Below are 23,510 nucleotides of genomic sequence, written 5' to 3' on the forward strand. Positions count from 1 at the left end.
TTTTCAGGATTACACATAAACAAAAGAGGAACTATTTAAACTGATATTGTTCATTCCTTGCACAATACCAATAAGTTCATCAGTAACATCGCCTTTATAGAAGATAGCCAACCCATTAGGTAAGCCTTGGGGACTATCTGCGAGGCGATAATCTTCTGAGCTACCGTGAAGCTGAATCACATCATTATCAAAATCAGTAATCAGAGCATAATCTTGCCAACCGGGTTGGTCATCAATGCCATCATCATAGTACACAGAATTACTGTCACCTAAGACAAATGTATCAAAACCGCCATTTCCTGTCAATATATCTATTTGTCCGCGTCCAGGATTAGAGGAATTGGGGTCTGTTCCATTCAGCCAATCATCGCCTTGAGTACCAACTATGGTATTAACGGGAACCCGATTTAAAGAGGTAGAACTATAGTAGCCAGGAAGTCCCACAGTTCGTCTGGTTTCCAGGTTCTGAATTTCCTCTACTCCGACAGCGGGTAAAGGCTCACCCTTGAAAGATCGGAAACTGGCTGCGACATAGCTTAGAGAGGATTCATTATTAATAAAAACGGGGATATCTCCAAATTCTCCATGGAGTATATAAGCGCCCAAAACTTCAGTTTTTCCACCATTAACAGTCTCAACTAATGTCCCCTCATCCTCAGTTTTGTAGCCAAGAATCCACAAATTACCGCCATCATTCTTAATTCGGGGAGTGTGAATAGTCTCGGGATTAATTTGACGAGCCCAAACATTTTGATTAGTGAAAGACCAAGGACCGCCACTGATATCTTCAATATATAAATCCCCAGTTCCTTGACTGGTGTTAAAATACTGATTAATAATCATATTGGACATAACCATAGTCCGATCGCTGTCTTGAACAAAGGTAATATTTGGAGCTTCCAAACGCTCCACAGAGACGACATCGGTAGTGCCATCAGCGACAGTAATTGTGCCACTACCTAGAATAGTAGCTTCTGTGCCAATAAAGCGCTGTAGATTATTTCTTAACTGAAGATTACCACCAATATTCCATACCCCATTAGGTAGGTAAACGGTACTAGCACCAGAATCGATCGCCGCCTGAATTGCCAGGGTATCATCAATGCCATCATTAGGCAAACCACCAAAAGCCAAAGGACTGACCCAATCAGACAAATCATCCCAAGGGACTACGGGAGTTGGCAAAACTTCCAGTTCAAAAGCCTGAGTGGGAGCATCAAATAGGGTATTAAAGCCACCACGCGCCATCCACTCAGCCACATAACCATCAGGTTGAGACAAGTTACCTCGTCCATTATCATCCTGTAGAATAGCCAGTTCATAACCAGAGGTATTGAGATTATTAACATACATCCCTTTTTGATTATGAATAGCAGGTTGAGTGGCGGCTGCACCGACCCCAGTTAAGTTAGCATCCATAATCGTAAAATCACTGGAACCATCAGGCATATTCCAAATGACGGGAACGGCATTAGTGCTTTCTAAGTCTCGCACAAACAGAGTTTGATTAAAATTCTGCCAACCATAAACATTTTGATTAACAAGTTTAACGCCTTCGAGTGTTTGAGTAGCGGTAGGATTCCAAGTCCGAATACCGACATCAAATCCGACGACTTCGACATCCTTAACCAGTAGAGGTCCATTTTCATCGGTGGCGAGATCAAGACCGATCGCACCTTGTCCATCACGGGAAACTATGCGAACATTATTGAGAGTTCCCTGGTTGTTTGCTATAAAATTAATAGCGATCGCATCTGGGTTTCCCTGACCCACATCAACAGTCAAATCCCTGATACTATTGCGGAACCTTTGAGCGGGTGGATTTCCGGTATCAATAACCGCAGTATCAAAACCCAAATTATCTTGAAGTCTAATAATAGTGCCATCACGGCTTTCCCCCTGAAGAATATTGCGCTTTTCACTGCCAGGGTATGCAATCCTTCCACTAACATCATAAACCCCATTAGGGAAGTAAATAATCCGATTTTGACCAGCATTCTCATTAATAGCTTGCTGAATAGCAGCAGTATCATCTATACCATCATTAGGAATCGCTCCATAATCCCTAACATCAACCACACCTGCATCAGCCGGGAAAACAATATTTTGAGTCGGTGTATTAGCGCTAAAATCAACGGTAAAACTACCCAAAGTGGCAGTTGGGATAAAATTACCTGCCATATCACTAACAGCATTGGGTTCCATGATGACGGTATAAGTTCCGCCGTCGGAGACATCCCAAACGCCGCCAGAAGGTGTAATTTGATAGGTAGCATTCCGGGTGTTTCCATTTTCCTCACCGTAGACACGCACCAAACTAGCCAGTTGCTGAACCCCTAATGGTCCTATAACCCGGATATCGGCATCATCTAAAGTAGATTCTTGAATTTCCCAGTCATCAGAGTAGCTAACCGTGAAAGCATATCCGGTATCACTACCCAAGATAGGAGTCAAATCAGGAGCCAGTAAAGCCGCCGTTGGGGGTGACAGGTCTGGGGTATCTTCTGGGATAATAGGAGCGGCTGTATTGAAGAAGTAATCGACCTGGCTGGTAAAGGTAGGAGATGATGAACTTCCGGCATTTCCCGCAAATAACCCCACCTGTTGCACTTGTAAGGCTTGGGTAAAACTCCCGGCGGTCGTCCAAGTTGAACCATCTGGGGAATAGTTGAGAGTCCAGACATCCCCAGTGCGGTTAACTTTCAGGTGTCGCGCTTGTCCGGGTTCTACCCCCATACGAATCATTGACCGGGAACCACCGTTACGGGTTGAAGCTGCAAATAAGGCTAAACCTGAATTAGTCTTAAAGACATCAAACCTGACCCAGTTATTATCATCTTGCTCTACCAAAATCCCCTGTATTTGCTTATCTAAGGCGGGGTCGGCGGCAAATTTGATTTCTAACTCAAAATCTTCATTTTGAGCCGGCTGCATGAGTCTGGCGGCGCTACGGTTGCTATTCCACATATCAGTACCACCAGGGACTGATAGTTCTACATAAGCATCTGGTGTACCTGTTCCGGTGAGTAGGTAGGAACTGTTATTGTTGGGACTGATAAAATTCCAGCGGGGGTCTAGGCTATTGCTGTTGAAGTCGTCGGACTCAAAGGCTAAGTCTAACTCGGAAACGGTTAGGGAGACGGTAGCTGGGTTAGAGATAGCGCCATCATTATCCTCTACGGTATAAGTAAAGCTATCCGTACTGGTAGATGAACCGTCATGGCTATAGGTGATGGTTCCGTTAGGGTTAACGGTGATATTACCGTAGTTGGGAGAGTCAACTACGGTGACGGTATCTGGGACTAAAACACCATCGGGGTCGCTATCGTTATTGAGGACGTTAATGGTAACGGTGTTACCTATGAGGACGGTGGCGTTATCATCGTTAGCGGTGGGGGGTTGATTTTCCTCGATAGTCAGGAAGACGGTAGCTGAGTTGGAGATAGCGCCATCATCATCCTCTACGGTATAAGTAAAGCGATCGCTATTGGTAGATGAACCGTCATGGCTATAGGTGATGGTTCCGTTAGGGTTAACGGTGATATTACCGTAATCTGGTAAATCAACTACGGTGACGGTATCTGGGATTAAAACACCATCGGGGTCGCTATCGTTATTGAGGACATCAATGGTAACGGTGTTTCCGGTTTTGACGGTGGCGTTATCATCGTTAGCGGTGGGGGGTTGATTTTCCAGTTGTTCATCTTCTGGAATAACAGGCGGTTCATCTTCGGGAATCACAACCTGACCATCTTCTGGAATAATAGGAGCGGCCGTATTGAAGAAGTAATCGACCTGGCTGGTAAACGTAGGAGATGATGAACTTCCGGCATTTCCCGCAAATAACCCTACCTGTTGCACTTGTAAGGCTTGGGTAAAACTCCCGGCGGTCGTCCAAGTTGAACCATCTGGGGAATAGTTGAGAGTCCAGACATCCCCAGTGCGGTTAACTTTCAGGTGTCGCGCTTGTCCGGGTTCTACCCCCATACGAATCATTGACCGGGAACCACCGTTACGGGTTGAAGCTGCAAATAAGGCTAAACCTGAATTAGTCTTAAAGACATCAAACCTGACCCAGTTATTATCATCTTGTTCTACCAAAATCCCCTGTATTTGCTTATCTAAGGCGGGGTCGGCGGCAAATTTGATTTCTAACTCAAAATCTTCATTGGCGGCCGGCTGCATGAGTCTGGCGGCGCTACGGTTGCGATTCCACATATCAGTAGCACCAGGAACTGATAGTTCTACATAAGCATCTGGTGTACCTGTTCCGGTGAGTAGGTAGGAACTGTTATTGTTGGGACTGATAAAATTCCAGCGGGGGTCTAGGCTATTGCTGTTGAAGTCGTCGGACTCAAAGGCTAAGTCTAACTCGGAAACGGTTAGGAAGACGGTGGCTGGGTTAGAGATAGCGCCATCATTATCCTCTACGGTATAAGTAAAGCTATCCGTATTGGTAGATGAACCGTCATGGCTATAGGTGATGGTTCCGTTAGGGTTAACAGTGATATTACCGTAGTTGGGAGAGTCAACTACGGTGACGGTATCTGGGACTAAAACACCATCGGGGTCGCTATCGTTATTGAGGACGTTAATGGTAACAGTGTTTCCAGTGCGGACGGTGGCGTTATCATCGTTAGCGGTGGGGGGTTGATTTTCCTCGATAGTCAGGAAGACGGTAGCTGAGTTGGAGATAGCGCCATCATCATCCTCTACGGTATAAGTAAAGCGATCGCTATTGGTAGATGAACCGTCATGGCTATAGGTGATAGTTCCGTTAGGGTTAACGGTGATAGTACCGTAATCTGGTAAATCAACTACGGTGACGGTATCTGGGACTAAAACACCATCGGGGTCGCTATCGTTATTGAGGACGTTAATGGTAACAGTGTTTCCAGTGCGGACGGTAGCGTTATCATCGTTAGCGGTGGGGGGTTGATTTTCTTGGATAGTCAGGGAGACGGTGGCTGGGTTAGAGATAGCGCCATCATCATCCTCTACGGTATAAGTAAAGCGATCGCTATTGGTAGATGAACCGTCATGGCTATAGGTGATAGTTCCGTTAGGGTTAACGGTGATAGTACCGTAATCTGGTAAATCAACTACGGTGACGGTATCTGGGACTAAAACACCATCGGGGTCGCTATCGTTATTGAGGACGTTAATGGTAACGGTGTTTCCAGTGCGGACGGTAGCGTTATCATCGTTAGCGGTGGGGGGTTGATTTTCTTGGATAGTCAGGAAGACGGTAGCTGAGTTGGAGATAGCGCCATCATTATCCTCTACGGTATAAGTAAAGCTATCCGTACTGGTAGATGAACCGTCATGGCTATAGGTGATAGTTCCGTTAGGGTTAACCGTGATAGTACCGTAGTCTGGAGAGTTAACTACGGTGACGGTATCTGGGATTAAAACACCATCCGGGTCGCTATCATTGCTTAACACATCAATGACAACAGATTGGCTTGGCTGTACTCTGGCTGTATCATCATTGGCTATGGGTGGCTGATTTCCTAGGGAGACATCTTCCGGGACAATGGGAGCCGCCATATTGAAAAAGTAATCGACCTGGGTGGTAAACATTGCTGGTGAATTTCCAGCATGACCCGCAAACAACCCCACTTCTTGGACTTGTAAATCACGGATAAAACTGCCAACTGTGTTCCAATTGATACCATCTCCAGAAGATTTGAGAGTCCATAAGTTTCCTTGTCGATTTACATTCAAATATCGAGCTTGTCCAGCAGCCACGGAACCAGAAACCATCACACGGGAACTACCATTAGTCGTAGAAGCAGCGAATACTGATAAACCTGACCCGGTTTGAGATACATTAAACCTTAACCAGTTCCGCTCATCTTGCTCTACCAAAATTCCTTGCATTTGTTTGGATACAGTGGGGTCGGAAGCGAATTTAATTTCTAATTCAAAATCTTCGTTGGCGGCGGGTTGCATGAGTCGCGCCGTGGTCCGATTTTGATTCCATAGATCAGTTTGAGCGGGAACAGAAAGTTCTAAATAAGCATCACTTGTTCCGGTTCCAGTTAAAGCATAGGAGGAATTGGCTAGGGGTTTAATAAAATTCCATTCTGGCTTGAGGGTGCTGCTATTAAAATCATCGGAGTTGAAGGCTAAATCTAATTCCGAAATACCCAGAAATACAGTGGCTTCATTGGAGGTAGCGCCATGATTATCTTCGACGGTATAAGTAAAGCGATCGCCACTGGTATAGGAACCATTATGATTGTAAGTAACTACCCCATTTTGAATACTAACAGTGCCGTGATTTGGTTCAGTAACGATAGTTACAGTATTCGGCATCAAGCTACCGTCAATATCTTCATCATTACTGAGAACTCTAATATTAACACTATTTCCTTGGCTAACTCTAGTGTGATCATTATTGGCGATCGGTGCGAGGTTAGGTCGCTCTTCTCCATAGGGAACAACTGTAACATCACCAAAAGTGGCATCATAATAGTGAGCAACTAGCAGCAACGAACCATGAGACAAGGCTCTGATGTCTGATGATGATTTAAAGGATTTACGATCCCATTCTGTGGGTTCCGGTTCGCTTTCCTCCCAAACTTTAAAGCTATAAATACTACCATCATCCACAGTTTGCGATCGCATCTTGAAATTGTAGGTATTCCCCGCTTCCAGCGTGATATTTCTGCCACTATTAAAGAACGTTGTTCCTTCTAAAGACAAGCCACTGCTCATGTGATAAAAACCAATTTCCCCATGGGTGCGCCACTGAACATAAGGCTGAGTCCCACCATCAGGTTGATGTCCTTTCCATCGCATTAACAGACCGATTATCCCATTAGTATTAGTTTCATGAATCGTAATGGGAACAGTGGCTTCGTAGTCATCCCATCCAATGTCACCAATAGCAATTAAGCGGTCATAACCTGTTTCAGCCGTGCGGACTCCATCATCTGTTAAAGTCCACAGACCATCTACTACTTGTGCTACATCGTTAATTTGATCAACTTCACTCCAGTCAATGGAATAAGTTTTCGGCCAAGCATTTCCTAATTCATGTTTAATAGTGACAGATTCGGTAGCAATATGACCCAGTGTATCAACTGCTGTAATAACAACTATATCATCCTGATCAGATGCGGGGTTGAGATCTGTGTAAGCAATTTCAACGTTAAAGTCGCCATTTCTTGATAAACGAGGATTCCTGGGTTGACCATGAACATTAAGACGAAGAGGAATTTCTGGTCCTCCATTGAGTGAGTAGCTTAGAGAAGATATACCGTCTGGGTCGAAAGCGTAACCAAGGATATTGACCCAAACTAGAGGCTTACCAATATGACCAAAACTCTGTTCTGAACCATACCAGATATCAAGAACGGTGGGATTTGGGTCTGCTGATGGTTCTTGAATGGTGATGCTAACATTGGCTAGGTTGGAGATAGCGCCATCATCATCCTCTACCGTATAAGTAAAGCTATCCGTACCGGTAGATGAACCGTCATGGCTATAGGTGATAGTTCCGTTAGGGTTAACGGTGATATTACCGTAATCTGGTAAATCAACCACCGTCACCGTATCCGGGACTAAAACACCATCCGGGTCGCTATCATTACTAAGGACGTTAATGGTAACAGTGTTTCCGGTGCGGACGGTAGCGTTATCATCATTGGCTATGGGTGGCTGATTTTCCTCGATAGTCAGGAAAACGGTGGCTTCGTTAGAGGTAGCGCCATCATCATCCTCTACCGTATAAGTAAAGCGATCGCTATTGGTAGATGAACCGTCATGGCTATAGGTGATAGTTCCGTTAGGGTTAACCGTGATAGTACCGTAATCTGGTAAATCAACTACCGCGACGGTATCCGGGATTAAAACACCATCCGGGTCGCTATCATTATTGAGGACGTTAATGGTAACAGTGTTTCCGGTGCGGACGGTAGCGTTATCATCATTGGCTATGGGTGGCTGATTTTCCTCGATAGTCAGGAAAACGGTAGCTTCGTTAGAGGTAGCGCCATCATCATCCTCTACCGTATAAGTAAAGCTATCCGTACCGGTAGATGAACCGTCATGGCTATAGGTGATAGTTCCGTTAGGGTTAACCGTGATAGTACCGTAATCTGGAGAGTCAACTACCGCGACGGTATCCGGGACTAAAACACCATCGGGGTCGCTATCATTATTGAGGACGTTAATGGTAACAGTGTTTCCGGTTCTGACCGTCGCGTTATCATCGTTAGCGGTGGGTGGCTGATTTTCAATTGGTTCTGGAGTAACAACCTGACCATCTTCTGGAATAATAGGAGAGGCTGTATTAAAAAAGTAATCGACCTGGGAGGTAAACTGAGGAGATGATGAACTGTCAGCATTAGCCGCAAATAACCCCACCTGTTGGACTTGTAAGGCTTGCGTAAAACTCCCAGCCGTAGTCCAACTCACACCATCAGCGGAATAGTTGAGAGTCCAGACATCCCCAGTGCGGTTAACCTTCAGGTGTCGCGCTTGTCCGGGTTGTACCCCCATACGAATCATCGACCGGGAACCACCGTTACGGGTTGAACCCGCAAATAAGGCTAAATCTGAATTAATTTTAAAGACATCAAACCTGAGCCAGTTATTATTATCTTGCTCTACCAAAATCCCCTGCATTTGCTTATTTAAGGCGGGGTCGGCGGCAAATTTGATTTCTAACTCAAAATCTTCATTTTGAGCCGGCTGCATGAGTCTGGTGGCGCTACGGTTGGCATTCCACATATCAGTAGCACCGGGGACTGATAGTTCTACATAAGCATCTGGTGTACCTGTTCCGGTGAGTAGGTAGGAACTGTTATTGTTGGGAGTGATAAAATTCCACCAGGCGTTGAGGCTGTTGGTGTTGAAGTCGTCCGACTCAAAGGCTAAGGTGTGGCTGTAGGTTGCCATTGTGACTGGGGAAAATATGGAATTGGTATCGATAGGGTTTCCTATGTTGATCTGAAAATCCCAGTCTCCCCCCAATTGGTGATTACCTGTGGGGGTAGTTGAGGCGGTAATATTGGCTCTTGTAAGTTGATGCAGTTGTTTAAGGAAGGTTTCCCCCTTAGGTCCGGCGGCGACTTGGCAACCATAGAGGATAATAGAGCTATCGTGCAGTTTATCGTTTAAGGTTCCTAGGTGTTGGCTGTAGTGGGGGAGGGTTTCTGAGGTTAGTTCCACATTCCCCAATTTCAGACAACCTGGTGAGCCATGGCAGATTATATGAATTTGTGCGATCGTATTATATTGGTATAGGGTCTCCGCTATCTGTAGGACACCATCTCTGTTGGGGGACAAAATTATGACATCTGCCACCGCGCGAAGGCCACTAATCAACTCCCGATAATCTTTAACCCCGGAGTCAATTATTACTACCTGTTGACCAGTTTTAAGCGTTTCGGATACTCTGAACGCCGAGAATAGCCATTCCAAGGGGAAGGACTTTGAGTTAATATCGGTGGCTGTGGGGTTAATCATGGGTGAGTTGCTAGGAACCTAAAAAGCTGATGGCAAGCTGCCTGAACAATAGCTAAAGCCCCAGTCTCAACTGACTGATGGGCTTAATTTCTTAGATTTTGTCATATATCCGTGAAAATACGGAGTAGTTTACAGAATCTTTACTTAAAAGTTTAAATAAGGGTGCTGATTGTAAAGCTAGGGTGAAATGTAACCAGACCTTCTGGCTTGACCCCGGAGAGTAAGTTAGCCAAGAGGTTACTGTAGCCTAGTATGATACATCAGTAGTTAGTCAGACAGTCTGAGCGACCACCGTACTGGTATAAGTAGAGTTGAGGAGACTTTACATAACATTTATTATTGCTATAGTTAGGGTAAAGTCCATATAATGGGTGGCTATCATCTGGGGTATCATGGTACTGGTCTATTTTGGTCATTAAAAATATCCAAGGCACTGGGAGTCAAATATAGCGACAATGCAGAATTTTATAAATCGGTTTTTTTTCATTCTTCCGGCTTCCCCAAAACAGTTAGTAATTTTAGTAATTTTATTTGTAGTCATGTCAGTGCTGGAAGCATTTGGGATTGGCATGATAGGACCTTTTTTGAATTTAGCTAGTCATCCCAATTTAGTCAATGAAAGTGAATTTGTAGCCTCTATATATGCTGGCTTAAATTTAACAGAAGCATCCCACGGTATAGCATTATTGGGATTGTTTATTATTGCTTTATTTGCTATTAAATCTTTCTTAAACTGGCAGATTAAAACCTATGTATTTGGGTTTTGTCTGAAAGTTCGTGGGAAATTGTGTGAAAAATTAATCCAAGAATATCTGTCTGTTCCTTATACTTTCCATTTGTCGAAGGATAGTGCTGCGGTCATTCAATGTATAATTATTTATACCCAGGCTTTTGCACTAGATATTCTTATGCCTATACTCAATTCGGCTGCCAATTTAATGATTATTATAGCTTTGAGTGGATTGCTATTGATGACCAGTCAATTGGTGGTAATTGTTTTAATATTTCTGTTTTTACCTTTAATTTTAATCCTGAATGCTTTTAAAGATAAAATTAAATACTGGGGTAAGCGTGTTAGTTATGCTGATGAATCGATAATTCGTATTGTTAATCATAGTTTAGGGGGGATTAAAGAAACTAAGGTAATTGGCTGTTCTGGCTTTTTTGAAGAACAACTGAGTGAGCAATCACGGGAATATATAGAGGCGGGAACTTTCTTACTTTCTTTTCAAGTTGTCCCCAGAATATTAGTTGAGGCAATTCTCATTTTATTTTTAGTGGGAATCACATCAACTATGATTCTACTGGGACAAGATATTGATGGATTTATTCCGGCATTAAGTATATTCGCTTTGTCATCAATTCGTTTACTACCAGCTATTTCTAATTTGAGTAAAGATGTGAGTAAATTGCGGAGTATGACCTATGTATTAGAAAGATTAAGTCATGATTTACGAGAAATTGAAACTCTCAAAAACAGCGAAGTTTCAAATCGCACCGTAGTTACAAAAATCAGTCAATTAGCTGACCATAAATTCAAGAATAAAGATTTTGGTCAGATTATTTTTGACGGTGTAACTTATCAATATCCTGGTTCTGAATCGCCAGCCATTTCCGACGTTTCTTTGTCGATTAGGAAGGGAGAATCGATTGCTTTTATTGGTCAGTCTGGAGCCGGAAAGACTACGTTAGTTGATATCATGCTGGGGTTATTAATACCCCAAGGTGGTGATATTAAAATTGATGATATTTCTATTTATAATAATTTGCGATCGTGGCAAAATATGATTGGCTATATTCCCCAGTCTATTTTTTTAATGGCAGATACAATAGAGAGAAATATTGCTTTCGGGGTGGCTGATGATTTAATTGATCATAAACGTCTACAACAGGCTTTAGAAATGGCTCAACTTATGGATTTGGTCAAAGAACTTCCCGATGGAATAAATACCATGGTCGGGGAAAGAGGAGTGCGCCTTTCTGGGGGTCAACGCCAACGGATTGGTATTGCTCGCGCTCTTTACCATGAACGGGATATTCTGGTGTTAGATGAGGCGACTTCGGCGTTAGATAATGAGACGGAAAGTTTGGTCACTGAGTCTATTAAATCTCTGAGTGGAATTAAAACTATGATTATGATTGCTCATCGTTTGACGACTATACAACATTGCGATCGCCTTTATGTCATGGAAAAAGGCCGCATTGTTAGGTCGGGGACTTATAACGAAATTGTCCTAGGAAATATTCAATCATAACCCATGGAAATACACAGATGAAACCAGTAATTCTCAGTTCAACTGATGTCGAAGGCGGTGCGGCTAGAGCCGCGTATAGAGTACATCGAGGTTTAATTTCTATGGGGGTTGAATCTCGAATGTTGGTGCGGGGAAAATTTAGTGGCGATCGCACTGTTATAGCCGAAAAAAGTATCATCACTAAACTAGGTCCTGGTGCTAATAGTATCCCCCTGAGACGCTACCCAAAACGCGATCGCCTGCTTTTTTCTCCTCAATGGTTCCCCGATGTCATAGCTAGTAGAGTAACTAAAATTAACCCAGATGTGGTAAATTTACACTGGGTTTGTAATGGCTTTATCCAGATTGAAACTTTGGCTAAATTGAACAAACCCTTAGTGTGGACTCTTCAAGATATGTGGCCTTTAACTGGGGGTTGTCATTACAGCGAGGGATGCGATCGCTACCAAAATTCCTGCGGTCAATGTCCGCAACTGAAAAGTGGTCGCGATCGGGATTTATCTCGACAGGTTTGGAAACGGAAATTTAAAGCCTGGAAAAATCTCAACTTAACTATTGTAACTCCTAGTAGTTGGATGGCGGATTGTGTGCGTTCAAGTTCCTTATTTGGACAGCGGCGAGTAGAGGTGATTCCCTTCTGTCTGGATACCCAAATTTATCGACCTATAGAAACGAAAATCGCCCGACATTTACTGAATTTACCCCAGGACAAACAACTGGTTTTATTTGGGGCGATCGCTGCGACTGCTGACCCCAGAAAGGGTTTTAATTTGCTACTTCCGGCGCTGCAAAAGCTGAGTCAGTCAGGGTGGCAAAATCAGCTTGAATTAGTAGTTTTTGGATCTGCGGAACCGGAAAACCCAGTAGATTTAGGTTTTCCAGCTAATTATCTAGGCAGTTTCTCTGATGATATTGCTTTGGCTTTGGTCTATTCTGCCGCCGATGTGATGATTGTTCCATCCTTGCAAGAATCCTTCGGACAAACGGCCTCTGAAGCCTTAGCCTGTGGTACTCCGGTGGTGGCTTTTAATGCTACTGGACTCAAGGATATTGTTGATCACCAAGTTAATGGTTATCTGGTCAAACCCTATGAAATTGATGATTTAAGCGAGGGGATTAAATGGGTATTAAATGATAGCGATCGCCTGCAAAAACTCAAAGAAAAAGCCAGAGAAAAAGCTATACAAGTATTTCCCCTAGGAAGACAAGCCCAGCAATATTTATCACTATTCCATCAGATTATCACCTAACCTAATTGTAGGATGAATTACCACTAATAATTAGGATCAATTGCGGCAATCAAGTCCTAAAATTTTCAGATATTCTTGGGTTGCTATTTTCTGGCTAAACTGTTCTAGCCATGAGGTGTTTACAGTCGGGGTGTTACCTTCAATGGTGGCTAAAATCGCCTCTGCCATTGCTGTAGCATCGCCCACCGGAACTAGGGAACCATATCGACCCTCTGCTAAAATTTCTGCGGCCCCACTTTTACAATTAGTGGAAATTACCGGAGTGCCAACCGCCATAGCTTCAATTAAAACTGTTGGTAAACCTTCCCAGCGAGAAGATAACACAAATACTGCAGCATTTGCCATATAAGGATAGGGATTATCAGCATATCCTAATAGGGCGGCATCATCTCCTAAACCATGATCTTGGATGAGATTTTCGAGGCGATCGCCATCAGGTCCCCAACCTAAAATTCCTAGGCGCACTTGTCGCACTTGTCGCACTTTAGCAAAGGCTTTAATTAAGGTGGGAAAATCTTTTTGTGCTTCCAGTTTTCCGACTCCTAAAATTACTGGAGGTTCCCCCGGTTGAAACCAAGGATGATCTAAAGTTTCTCCAGCTTTTTGCCATAGTTCCGGCGTGATAACTGGGTTATAAATATATTGAATGCGATCGCTATTTAAACCCGTACTTTTAGCTAAGTTCTCAGCCGCCCCTTGAGAAACAGCTACAATTCCATCCGCCCATGGGTAGAAATAGCGAACAAACAAAGGCAGCAAAATTTTTCTAAGTTTAGTAGTATGTTGTATTGCCTCCGAAAAAGTATTATGTTCAGACACCACCACGCGGGTGGAAACTCCCCCTAGACGTTTTGCCCAAACCGCAATTTCATTAGCATAATGGAGGGCAGAAAGTAGGGACTTAGGCTGTGATTCCTGCAAATAATTTCTCAGGGCAAAAATAGTACCCAAAACCCCGGAAGCCCCCAAATCAACTATCCTTATTTCTGGTGGTACTTTTTCCAAGTGAGGCCCCCAGCCTTTACCCAAAACTAAGTCTACTTTCAAGCCTTCTGCAATCAAACCACGACCCAGATTTAGCATAACCCTCTCCGCACCACCTCCGCCGATATAACGAAGGAAAAGTGCCACATCGGGCTGAACTACAGCCATAGTTAATAATTCCCAACAATGCTTTAATTATTCTATAATAATTAATATTGATTTGATTGTTAAATATTTATGATTAACTTTAATTATTAAAAAAGCAACTATATATTAGTTATTGATAACTATCAACAGATGACTTCCGATGAAAACCGTGCCATAATCTACATCAAATTTTATGATAACCGCGCCTAGTATCACCCCGACAATAAGTAGAATTTATGCCTAGTTTGAGTCTAAACTAGGCTAAGATAAACATCTAAATTTCAGAAATTTATTTAATGTTTATCGTATTTTACCCAATTCGTATCACCTCAATTTTACCTATTAGTTATGACTGCTAAAACTAACACCAATACAACTCAGGTTTCTACTCCCAAAACTGATGCTAGAGATAGTCGCACCTGGGAGCAAATTCGAGAACATTATGAAATTGAACAAGAACTAGCCCGCCAGTTAATGAATTCTACCAGAGAGGAACGCATGGGTGGGCATTTATACACTCAGGTATATAATCAACTCTTCCAAAAAGTCCCGCATCATCCTCAACTTACCCGAAAATCTAGCCCCGAAATTCAAACTTGGATTGTTAACCAGCGTCTGCAATTATTAGCCCGTTTTCTTAACCCAGAAATCACCTATTTAGAAATAGGTCCTGGTGATTGTAGTTTATCCATAGAAGTCGCTCAACGAGTCAAACGAGTTTACGCAGTTGATGTATCAACTGAAATTACTAAACTACCGAATATTCCCGATAATATGGAAATTTTTATTTCCGATGGTTGTAATATTCCCGTCCCTAAAAATACAGTTAATTTAGCCTATAGTCATCAATTAATGGAGCATTTACATCCTGATGATGCCCTAGAACAGCTTGAAAATATCTACAATACTTTAGCTGCAAATGGTAAGTATATTTGTATCACACCTAATTGGTATTCAGGTCCCCATGATGTTTCTCGCCACTTTGATCAGCAAGCTACTGGCTTTCATTTAAAAGAATATAAACTCAGTGAAATGTATGATATTTTTAAGAAAGTAGGTTTTTCTAAGATAATTTGGGTGAAGTCTAACGGCAAAATTTACTTAGAAATTCCCATCAATAGTATATCAATTAATGTGATTAAGTTGGTAGAATATTTATTAAACATTTTTCCTTATAAATTGAGACAAAAATTAGCCAACACCCCCCTGTTATTTAGAGGTATGACTATCATCGGATATAGATAAATTTAGGGGGATAAAATAACCGTGAAAAATTACCCACAAAAATTGATGCTGTTTGACCTTTCGATTCGAGGTCATCATCCCAGTTATATTCGTCATTTAATTGAATATTGGCAAATCCATAAAATCCCCAAAAATCTGGAAATTGTGGTGTCTTGCCGATTTCTGGATGAACATCAGGATGTAGTTGAATTGAGTCAAGGTGATCATCATCAAGACATCCATTTTGTGCCAATTACCCAAGCCGAAGAAGAACATCTTAACTCCCGAAAATCTAAGTTAAAAAGACTAAGTCGCAATTTTAAAGAGTGGGAAATTTTCTGCAAGTATGCCACCAACTTGAGACCAGATCATTGTCTGATTATGTATTTTGATACCTGTCAAATTCCCCTAGCCTTTGGGGCAAAATCACCCTGCAAATTTTCGGGGATTTATTTTCGGCCGACCTTTCACTATCACCAATTAGATCATTACGATCGCACTTGGAAAAATTACCTGCAACAGTTACGCGAAAAAATAGCCCTAAAACGCATTTTGGCTAATCCTCAACTCCAAACAGTTTTTTGCCTTGATCCTTTCGCCGTCCCCCAACTTAATCAGTTTCCTAAGTTTCCGAGTCAACCTAAAGCTGTCTACCTTCCTGATCCGGTCAAATTGGATAATTTCAAACCAATTATAATAGATGATTGGCGCAAGAGTCTCCAAATTGATTCTCAGCGGCGAGTATTTTTATTATTTGGTGCTTTAACAGCACGTAAAGGCATCTATCAGCTACTGGATAGCATTGCTAGTTTACCAGCAGATTTGTGTCAAAAACTGTGTATTCTCCTGGTAGGAGAGTCTAGCATTGCTAATTCCCTAGACAGCCAAATTAGCGAAATTTGTCAAACTAAGCCCATTCAAATTATTAGATATTATCAATTTGTGCCGGAGTCAGAAGTTATGGCTTATTTTCAAATTGCCGATGTAGTTTTAGCACCGTATCAGCGCCATGTGGGGATGAGTGGTATTCTCTTATTGGCGGCGGCAGCTAACAAACCTGTACTATGTTCTAATTATGGATTAATGGGAGAAATGGTGCGACGGTATCATCTGGGATTAACTGTTGATTCTAGCCAACCCCAAGAAATTGCTAAGGGATTAATTAAGTTTTTAGAAATTTCTAATCCCCTGGAATTTGGCGATCCGGTGCAAATGCAAAATTGGGTTAAACAAAACTCAGCATCCGAGTTTTCACGGATTATTTTTGAAAAAGTCTAGTTAAGATGGCTCGGCTTGATCAGTCAGGTGAAATCAATATATGCTATGGTTATTTGACTTTCACTTATATTTAAGTTGAGGCATAAAAATAAAATCAAGATCAAACTATGACCAAGCTAATTATTCAAATCCCCTGTTTTAACGAAGCACCAAATCTCGGACTTACCCTATCAGAACTTCCTCGCCAAATTCCCGGCATTGATTGTGTAGAATGGCTAATTATTAATGATGGTAGCTTTGATAATACTGTAGAGGTTGCCAAAGCCTGTGGTGTTGATTATGTGGTAAATTTTGACCATAATCAAGGTTTGGCTAAAGCATTTATGGCAGGAATTGAAGCATCCTTAAAAGCCGGAGCCGATATTATTGTTAACACCGATGCCGATAACCAATACTGCGCCCAAGATATCCCCAAACTCATCGAACCAATTTTATTAGGTTATGCAGAAGTCGTCATTGGAGCCAGACCCATTGAGAATATTCAACACTTTTCTCCTGCTAAAAAGTTCTTACAAAAACTCGGTAGTCGTGTTGTGCGACTTGCCAGTAGCACTAAGATCGCCGATGCTCCCAGTGGTTTTAGAGCTTTTAGTCGCAAAGCAGCCATGCAGCTTAATGTTTTTAATGAATATACTTATACCTTAGAAACCATTATTCAAGCAGGTCAAAAAGGTGTCGCTCTTACATCCGTACCTATCCGTACTAATTCCTATTTACGACCTTCGCGATTAGTTAAAAGTATTCCTTACTATATCCAGCGGTCAATTTTTACCATTTTTAGAATTTTCATGACCTATAGACCGCTGCGATTATTCACTTTTCTAGGAAGTTTTCCCCTAAGTTTAGGATTGATATTATGTATACGTTGGTTAGTGCTATTTGTAGGAGAACCTACCCGCGCTCGCGCTCCCAGTTTAATTTTAGCAGCCATCCTAATTTTAATTGGTTTTCAATTGTGGATGTTCGGTCTAATTGCTGATTTAATGTCAGTCAATCGAAAAATGCTAGAAGATATTCAACTTCGCTTGCGGAGGATGGAATATGACCATCACAAAGAAAACTAAATTTTAGCCAGAGTATTCTAATCTATGAAGCGATTTATTTCCATTGCTGTTAGCATTATAATCCTGTCAATTATTTATTCTAAAATTGACCTCCAAGGATTAGCAGATATCTTGATAAATTCCCATCCTTTTTGGATGCCTGTCAGTTTGGCTATGGTAATTCCTATTACTTTATTTACCGCTTGGCGACTACAACAACTTATGCCCAAAAGCACCTATCTCGGATTTTGGGAAGCTAATCGCCTGATTCTAGCTGCTAGTGTTTTAAATATGGTTTTACCCTCAAAAATGGGAGATATTGCTAAAGCGTATTTTATGCGAGAACGGGGACATTTAAGCGGTTCTCTTTCCCTTTCATTGGTGGTATTTGAGAAATCATGTGATTTACTATCTTTATTGTTATGGTGTGTATTCGGTCTATTTTTATACCATCGAAAAGATTTGATTTTTCTGACAATGACTTTGGGTGTAACCACGGGTTTAATTATCGGAATTTTGATTTTGAGTTCTCGGAATTTTGCAGATTTTTTGTTTTTCATTTTAGAGAAAATTACTCCGAAAACTATCGGAAAAAAAATCGCAAAGTTGCAGGAATCTTGGACAGCAATGCACGAACATTTTTGGAGTGATAAGCGCCAGCTTCTCAAAATTAGTGCTACTTCAATTTTTATTTGGTTTTTGCATTTACTACAAATTTGGTTTTTTATCCTTGCACTTAATGCCTGGGTTCCTTTTATTACGAATCTTGCTCTCTCTCCCTTAGCTATTTTAGCTGGATTAATGCCTTTAACTTTTGCGGGGGTGGGTACGAGGGATGCAGCCTTAGTGATTTTCTATGAACCTTATTTTAATGCTACAGTGGCAGCAGGGTTAGGGTTATTATGCACTGCTCGCTACTTTCTCCCGGCTGTAGGAGGCTTGCCATTTTTAAGCCAATATTTAACTACAGTCAGAAATCTGAAACAATCTGATATATAGAAAATCTAAAAATCATGAAAAATCTCCGTGTGGCTTGGTTACTTACTTCGGCTTTTTACTACTGGCAGCCTTCCCTAAGTTGCTATAGTAAACAATTCCCGGATACTACGGTTTTCACCAGTCGCTGGCATGGTTTCGCACCGGGACTAGAGGATAGTTTTCGAGTGGAAATTTTAGGCGATCGCCAAATTATTTCCATCAAAAAATCTACCAATAGCTATGGGGATAATTTTACCTATCTTCCCCTAAATATTGTTAAGCGATTACTCAAGTTTAAACCAGATTTAATTTTTTCTAACTCCTTTGGCGTGTGGACAATTTTAGCAATTTTATTTAAACCTATAGGACGTTGGCGAGTTGTCATCGCCTACGAAGGAAGTTCTCCCGGTGTAGACTATCGTAACTCCCCCCTACGTCTAGCTATTAGACGAGTTATGGTGAAAGCCGCTGATGCTTGTATTACCAACTCTCACGGCGGCAAAAATTATCTAATAGAGGTTCTAAATGCCCAAGAAAATCAAGTTTTTGTTCATCCCTATGAAGTGCCTTGGGTGCAGTCCATGGGTACTCCTGATCCGCATTTGAAATCCACATCTTCTCAACAGCTAACCTTTTTATTTGTGGGGGGAATTATTCCTCGCAAAGGCCTGAGCTATCTTTTAGAAGCCTGTGCTATACTACAACAACAGGGAGAAACCAATTATCAGTTATGGGTGGTGGGTGATGGCCATCAACGACCGGAGCTAGAAACTTTTTGTCAACAAAATCAACTCACCAATTATGTGCGTTGGTTCGGTCGGGTAGAATACCATCAATTAGCCACTTATTTCACCCAAGCTGATGTTTTTGTCTTACCAACTTTGGAGGATACTTGGGGAATGGTAGTATTAGAGGCAATGGTTTTGGGGCGACCTGTTTTGTGTTCTGAATTGGCGGGAGCATCTGAATTAATTACTGATGGAGAAAACGGTTATTGTTTTCATCCCCAACAGCCGAAATATTTAGCAGAATTGATGGCCAGGTTTATTCAAAATCCCGAATTAGCTAAGTTAATGGGAATGCGATCGCAAAAACTAATGGATAATTACACCCCAGAAGCCGCAGCTAATTTTCTCAATCAGGTTACATCTTTTATATTTCCGAATTACTAGACCAAAGGAGGAAGCGTGGAACCTTTAAATATTCTAATTTCAGCCTACGCCTGTCGTCCAGGAGAAGGTTCAGAACCAGGCTTGGGTTGGAATCCCATTCAGGAAGTAGCAAAATATCATAATGTTTGGGTTCTCACCCGACAAAATAACCGCCCAACCATTGAAGCCGAACTCAAGCAAAACCCCATAATTAAACTACAGGTAATTTACTGCGAACCTCCCTCCTGGGTGCGGCCAGCAAATCTCAAACAAAGGGTAGTTTACCTGCACTATTATTTATGGCAAATAGCAGCTTATTTTGTTGCCAAACAACTCCAGGAAACCATCACTTTTGATGTAGTGCATCATGTCACCTATGAGCGCCACTCAACCCCCAGTTTTTTAGCACTTCTTCCTATACCTTTTTTATGGGGACCTGTAGGCGGTGGAGAATCGGCCCCCAAAGCCTTCTGGCTAGACTTCGGTTGGCGGGGAATTATGTATGAAATAATGCGAGATATAGCCCGAAATTTAGGAGAATTAGACCCCTTCGTTAAACTCACCGCGCAACGCAGTGTTTTAGTCTGGGGAACCACAGCAGAAACCACCCAGAGACTCAGAAAATTAGGGGCGAAAAATGTAGAGGTTTTATCTCAGTTAGGATTATCTGATTTAGAAATCACTCAACTCAGCCAGTTGGCTGACTCTCAACCTCAAGGGGTTAAATTTATCAGTATCGGCCGTCTGTTACACTGGAAAGGGTTTCATCTCGGACTCAAAGCCTTCGCCGAAGCCAAATTGCCTCCAGATGCCGAATATTGGATCGTCGGAGATGGGCCAGAACGTCGCCGACTTGAAACCCTAGTTCAAAATTTGGGAATTGCCAACCAAGTTAAATTCTGGAATCAGTTATCCAGACCGGAAACCCTCAAAAAACTATCAGAATGCTTGGGGTTAGTTCATCCCAGCTTACACGAGTCTGGGGGCTTAGTTTGTGTAGAAGCAATGGCGGCAGGTCGCCCGGTTATTTGTTTAAATTTAGGGGGACCAGCATTAATTGTTTCTGAGGATGCAGGCTTTAAAGTTGAGCCAAATAACCCCGATCAAGTTATCAATGATTTAGCTAATGCCATGACTATTGTAGCTAATGATAAGCATCTGTGGAAACAAAAAAGCGATCGCTCTCGCGCCAGAGTTAAAAACTTGTATAGTTGGCAAAACAAAGGGCCAGAACTAGCTAACTTATATGAAACAATCCACAATTCTCATAATTCGGTATAATTACAGTGAATATCATTATTTTTAATAGTCTACTGCTTCCTCCCTCCCAAACCTTTATCCGAGATCCCGCCGAAAAACTTGAGAAATTTACCCCTTATTATGTAGGTTGTCGGCGGGTTAAGGGGTTAGATTTACCTGAAAAACGTACTTTAGTTATTAATCAAGGAAAGCCTATAGATAAAGTAGCAGAACAGCTTTTTAAAATCACTGGATTTGCGCCGGAAATTTATGGGAAAGTCCACCAATTAAATCCCCTGCTGATTCATGCTCAATTTGGCTTGAGTGGGGCGCTAATGTTGCCTTGGGTGGTGCGGCTAAAAATTCCGCTTATTGTCCATTATAGGGGCGCTGATGCCACGGTAAAGGAACAATCATCTCGCTATAGCTCCCTCAACCATTGGGTTTATTTTCAGCGCCTAGCAACCTTGAAACAACAGACCACATTATTTTTAACTGTTTCTAAGTTTATTGAAAAAAAACTGCTAGAACAGGGATTTCCACCCGATAAAATTCAGACCCATTATCATGGTGTTGATGTTCATCAATTTACGCCTGATTTGGCTATTAAACGAGAGCCAATTGTTTTATTTGTAGGTCGGCTAACCGAAAAAAAAGGCTGTGAATATTTAATTAAAGCTATGGCTAAAATACAATCCCAACAACCTGCTCTCAAATTAGTGATCATCGGTGATGGCCCCCTACGAACCGCCCTCGAAACCTCCGCCGCCAATACCCTCAAAAATTATCAATTTTTGGGTGTACAATCTCCAGAAATAGTCAAAAATTGGATGAACCGCGCCCAAATTATGGCGACTCCCAGCATCACCGGAACCCAGGGAGACTCAGAGGGTTTACCGAATGTGGTTTTAGAAGCACAGGCGATGGGTCTCCCTGTGGTCAGCACCTACCACGCAGGTATCCCAGAAGCGGTGATTGATGGAGAAACTGGCTTTCTTTGTCCAGAAAGAGATATAGATGGTTTAGCTAACTCAATACAGCAATTATTAACTAATTTGGAAATGTGGCAAAAATTTAGTCAACAAGGACGAAAATATATGCAGTCCAATTTTAATCGCGATCGCCAAACGCGAAGATTAGAAGAAATTTATACAACCGTTTTAGCGCCGCCTGAATTAGGGAAAGGAACATAGCCAGCATAATGAGAAAGTTTACGGTATAATGACTATAACAATTTACTGAGGTACTAACTCAATCTCAATGCGTATTTTGTCTATTCATAACAATTATCAAATTCGAGGCGGGGAAGACGAATCAACCCAAGCCGAAGCTAATTTGCTCAAAGCAAATGGTAATCAAGTTGATATTTATCAAGATAGCAATGAGCGAGTTGCCAGCCTTAATCGAGTACATTTAGCTTCTACAACCATTTGGTCTACAGAAGCCTACAAAATAGTTAAACAAAAGTTGCGAACCCACCCCACAGATATTGTTCATGTTCAAAACTTTTTCCCCTTAATCTCTCCATCAGTATATTATGCGGCTAAATCTGAGGGAGTCCCAGTAGTTCAAACCCTCCGAAATTACCGATTAATTTGCCCTAATGGATTGTTTTTTCGCTCCGATCGCATTTGTGAAGACTGTCTAGGTAAATTTGTACCCTATCCCGGAGTTATTCACGCCTGTTACCGAGAAAATCGAGCCGCCAGTGCCATCACTGCAACCATGTTAACCCTACACCGTATGGCTCGCACTTGGGTAAATCAGGTAGATATATTTATTACTCTCAGCCAATTTGCTCGCCAGAAATTTATTGAAGCCGGGTGGTCAGAAGACCGAATAATAGTTAAACCTAACTTTGTCTATCCCGATCCAGGAGTCGGCAGTGGGGAAGGGGGATATGCGCTATTTGTAGGTAGATTATCTGTAGAAAAAGGCTTAGATGTGCTGATTGATGCTTGGCAAAATCTCCGTCAACCAGTACCCTTAAAAATTGTGGGGGATGGTCCTTTAGTCCCCCGTGTCCAAGCCGCTGCTGAGAAATTACCTCACATTCAATGGTTAGGACGTAGACCCCTCCCAGAAGTGTATAAATTGATGGGAGAAGCCATGGTTTTAATTTTCCCTTCTAAATGGTATGAAACCTTTGGTAGAGTCGCTGTAGAAGCCTTTGCTAAGGGTACTCCTGTAATTGCTTCTAACTTAGGTGCGATCGCCGAATTAGTAGAAGATGGTCGCACGGGACTGCGATTTAAACCCAGCGATCCCATCAGTCTTGCCGAACAAGTTGAATCCCTAATTTCCCATCCTGAAAAACTCCCTCAAATGCGCCGAGAAGCCAGGGCAGAATTTGAAGCCAAATATACAGCACAACAAAATTATGAGCAACTGAAATCAATTTACCAGTTAGTTTTGAGTAAACCCTAGTAGATTACATGATTAATGGAAACATACCCCAATCAATCAAGATTAATTAAACCT

12 protein-coding genes are annotated in these 23,510 nt (G+C 42.0%); 10 read left to right on the forward strand and 2 right to left on the reverse strand.

Annotated elements, in window-relative coordinates:
- Positions 1–9: 9 nt before the first annotated feature.
- Complete coding sequence (locus tag HFV01_RS23305) at positions 10–9,480, reverse strand: cadherin-like domain-containing protein (RefSeq protein WP_193520423.1); 9,471 nt, start codon at positions 9,478–9,480, stop codon at positions 10–12.
- Between the two features lie 455 nt (positions 9,481–9,935).
- On the opposite strand from HFV01_RS23305, the gene HFV01_RS23310 reads away from it, so the two are divergent.
- The gene (locus HFV01_RS23310; protein WP_006621594.1) at positions 9,936–11,735 is read left to right on the forward strand and encodes an ABC transporter ATP-binding protein; all 1,800 of its coding nucleotides are present in this window, start codon (positions 9,936–9,938) and stop codon (positions 11,733–11,735) included.
- 17 nt (positions 11,736–11,752) lie between these two features.
- Positions 11,753–12,985 carry a glycosyltransferase family 4 protein gene (locus tag HFV01_RS23315; protein WP_006621595.1) on the forward strand — a complete coding sequence of 411 codons (1,233 nt, stop codon included), beginning with the start codon at positions 11,753–11,755 and terminating at the stop codon, positions 12,983–12,985.
- Positions 12,986–13,021: 36 nt separating this feature from the next.
- Here HFV01_RS23315 and HFV01_RS23320 read toward each other — a convergent pair whose 3' ends face one another.
- The gene (locus HFV01_RS23320; RefSeq protein ID WP_193520424.1) at positions 13,022–14,137 is read right to left on the reverse strand and encodes a glycosyltransferase; all 1,116 of its coding nucleotides are present in this window, start codon (positions 14,135–14,137) and stop codon (positions 13,022–13,024) included.
- A 327-nt stretch (positions 14,138–14,464) separates the two neighbouring features.
- On the opposite strand from HFV01_RS23320, the gene HFV01_RS23325 reads away from it, so the two are divergent.
- The 8 genes from HFV01_RS23325 to HFV01_RS23360 all read left to right on the forward strand — a co-directional run bounded on the left by HFV01_RS23325 (position 14,465) and on the right by HFV01_RS23360 (position 23,456).
- Positions 14,465–15,361: a class I SAM-dependent methyltransferase gene (locus HFV01_RS23325; RefSeq protein ID WP_006621597.1), complete on the forward strand. Its 897-nt coding sequence runs from the start codon at positions 14,465–14,467 to the stop codon at positions 15,359–15,361.
- 21 nt (positions 15,362–15,382) lie between these two features.
- Positions 15,383–16,618, forward strand: a complete 1,236-nt coding sequence (locus tag HFV01_RS23330; RefSeq protein ID WP_318285899.1) for a glycosyltransferase family 4 protein — start codon at positions 15,383–15,385, stop codon at positions 16,616–16,618.
- A 107-nt stretch (positions 16,619–16,725) separates the two neighbouring features.
- Positions 16,726–17,682: a glycosyltransferase family 2 protein gene (locus HFV01_RS23335; protein WP_193520425.1), complete on the forward strand. Its 957-nt coding sequence runs from the start codon at positions 16,726–16,728 to the stop codon at positions 17,680–17,682.
- 24 nt (positions 17,683–17,706) lie between these two features.
- Entirely contained in the window at positions 17,707–18,660 is a 954-nt protein-coding gene (locus HFV01_RS23340; protein ID WP_193520426.1) for a lysylphosphatidylglycerol synthase transmembrane domain-containing protein, read from the forward strand.
- A gap of 14 nt (positions 18,661–18,674) precedes the next feature.
- The gene (locus HFV01_RS23345; protein WP_193520427.1) at positions 18,675–19,811 is read left to right on the forward strand and encodes a glycosyltransferase family 4 protein; all 1,137 of its coding nucleotides are present in this window, start codon (positions 18,675–18,677) and stop codon (positions 19,809–19,811) included.
- Between the two features lie 15 nt (positions 19,812–19,826).
- Positions 19,827–21,071, forward strand: coding sequence for a glycosyltransferase family 4 protein (locus tag HFV01_RS23350; RefSeq protein ID WP_008056877.1), 1,245 nt, complete (start codon positions 19,827–19,829; stop codon positions 21,069–21,071).
- 5 nt (positions 21,072–21,076) lie between these two features.
- Positions 21,077–22,222 carry a glycosyltransferase gene (locus HFV01_RS23355; protein WP_006667889.1) on the forward strand — a complete coding sequence of 382 codons (1,146 nt, stop codon included), beginning with the start codon at positions 21,077–21,079 and terminating at the stop codon, positions 22,220–22,222.
- Between the two features lie 67 nt (positions 22,223–22,289).
- Positions 22,290–23,456 carry a glycosyltransferase family 4 protein gene (locus tag HFV01_RS23360; RefSeq protein ID WP_006667890.1) on the forward strand — a complete coding sequence of 389 codons (1,167 nt, stop codon included), beginning with the start codon at positions 22,290–22,292 and terminating at the stop codon, positions 23,454–23,456.
- Positions 23,457–23,510 lie beyond the last annotated feature (54 nt).

Origin of the sequence: Limnospira fusiformis SAG 85.79 (assembly GCF_012516315.1) — a bacterium.
Lineage (GTDB): Bacteria > Cyanobacteriota > Cyanobacteriia > Cyanobacteriales > Microcoleaceae > Limnospira > Limnospira fusiformis.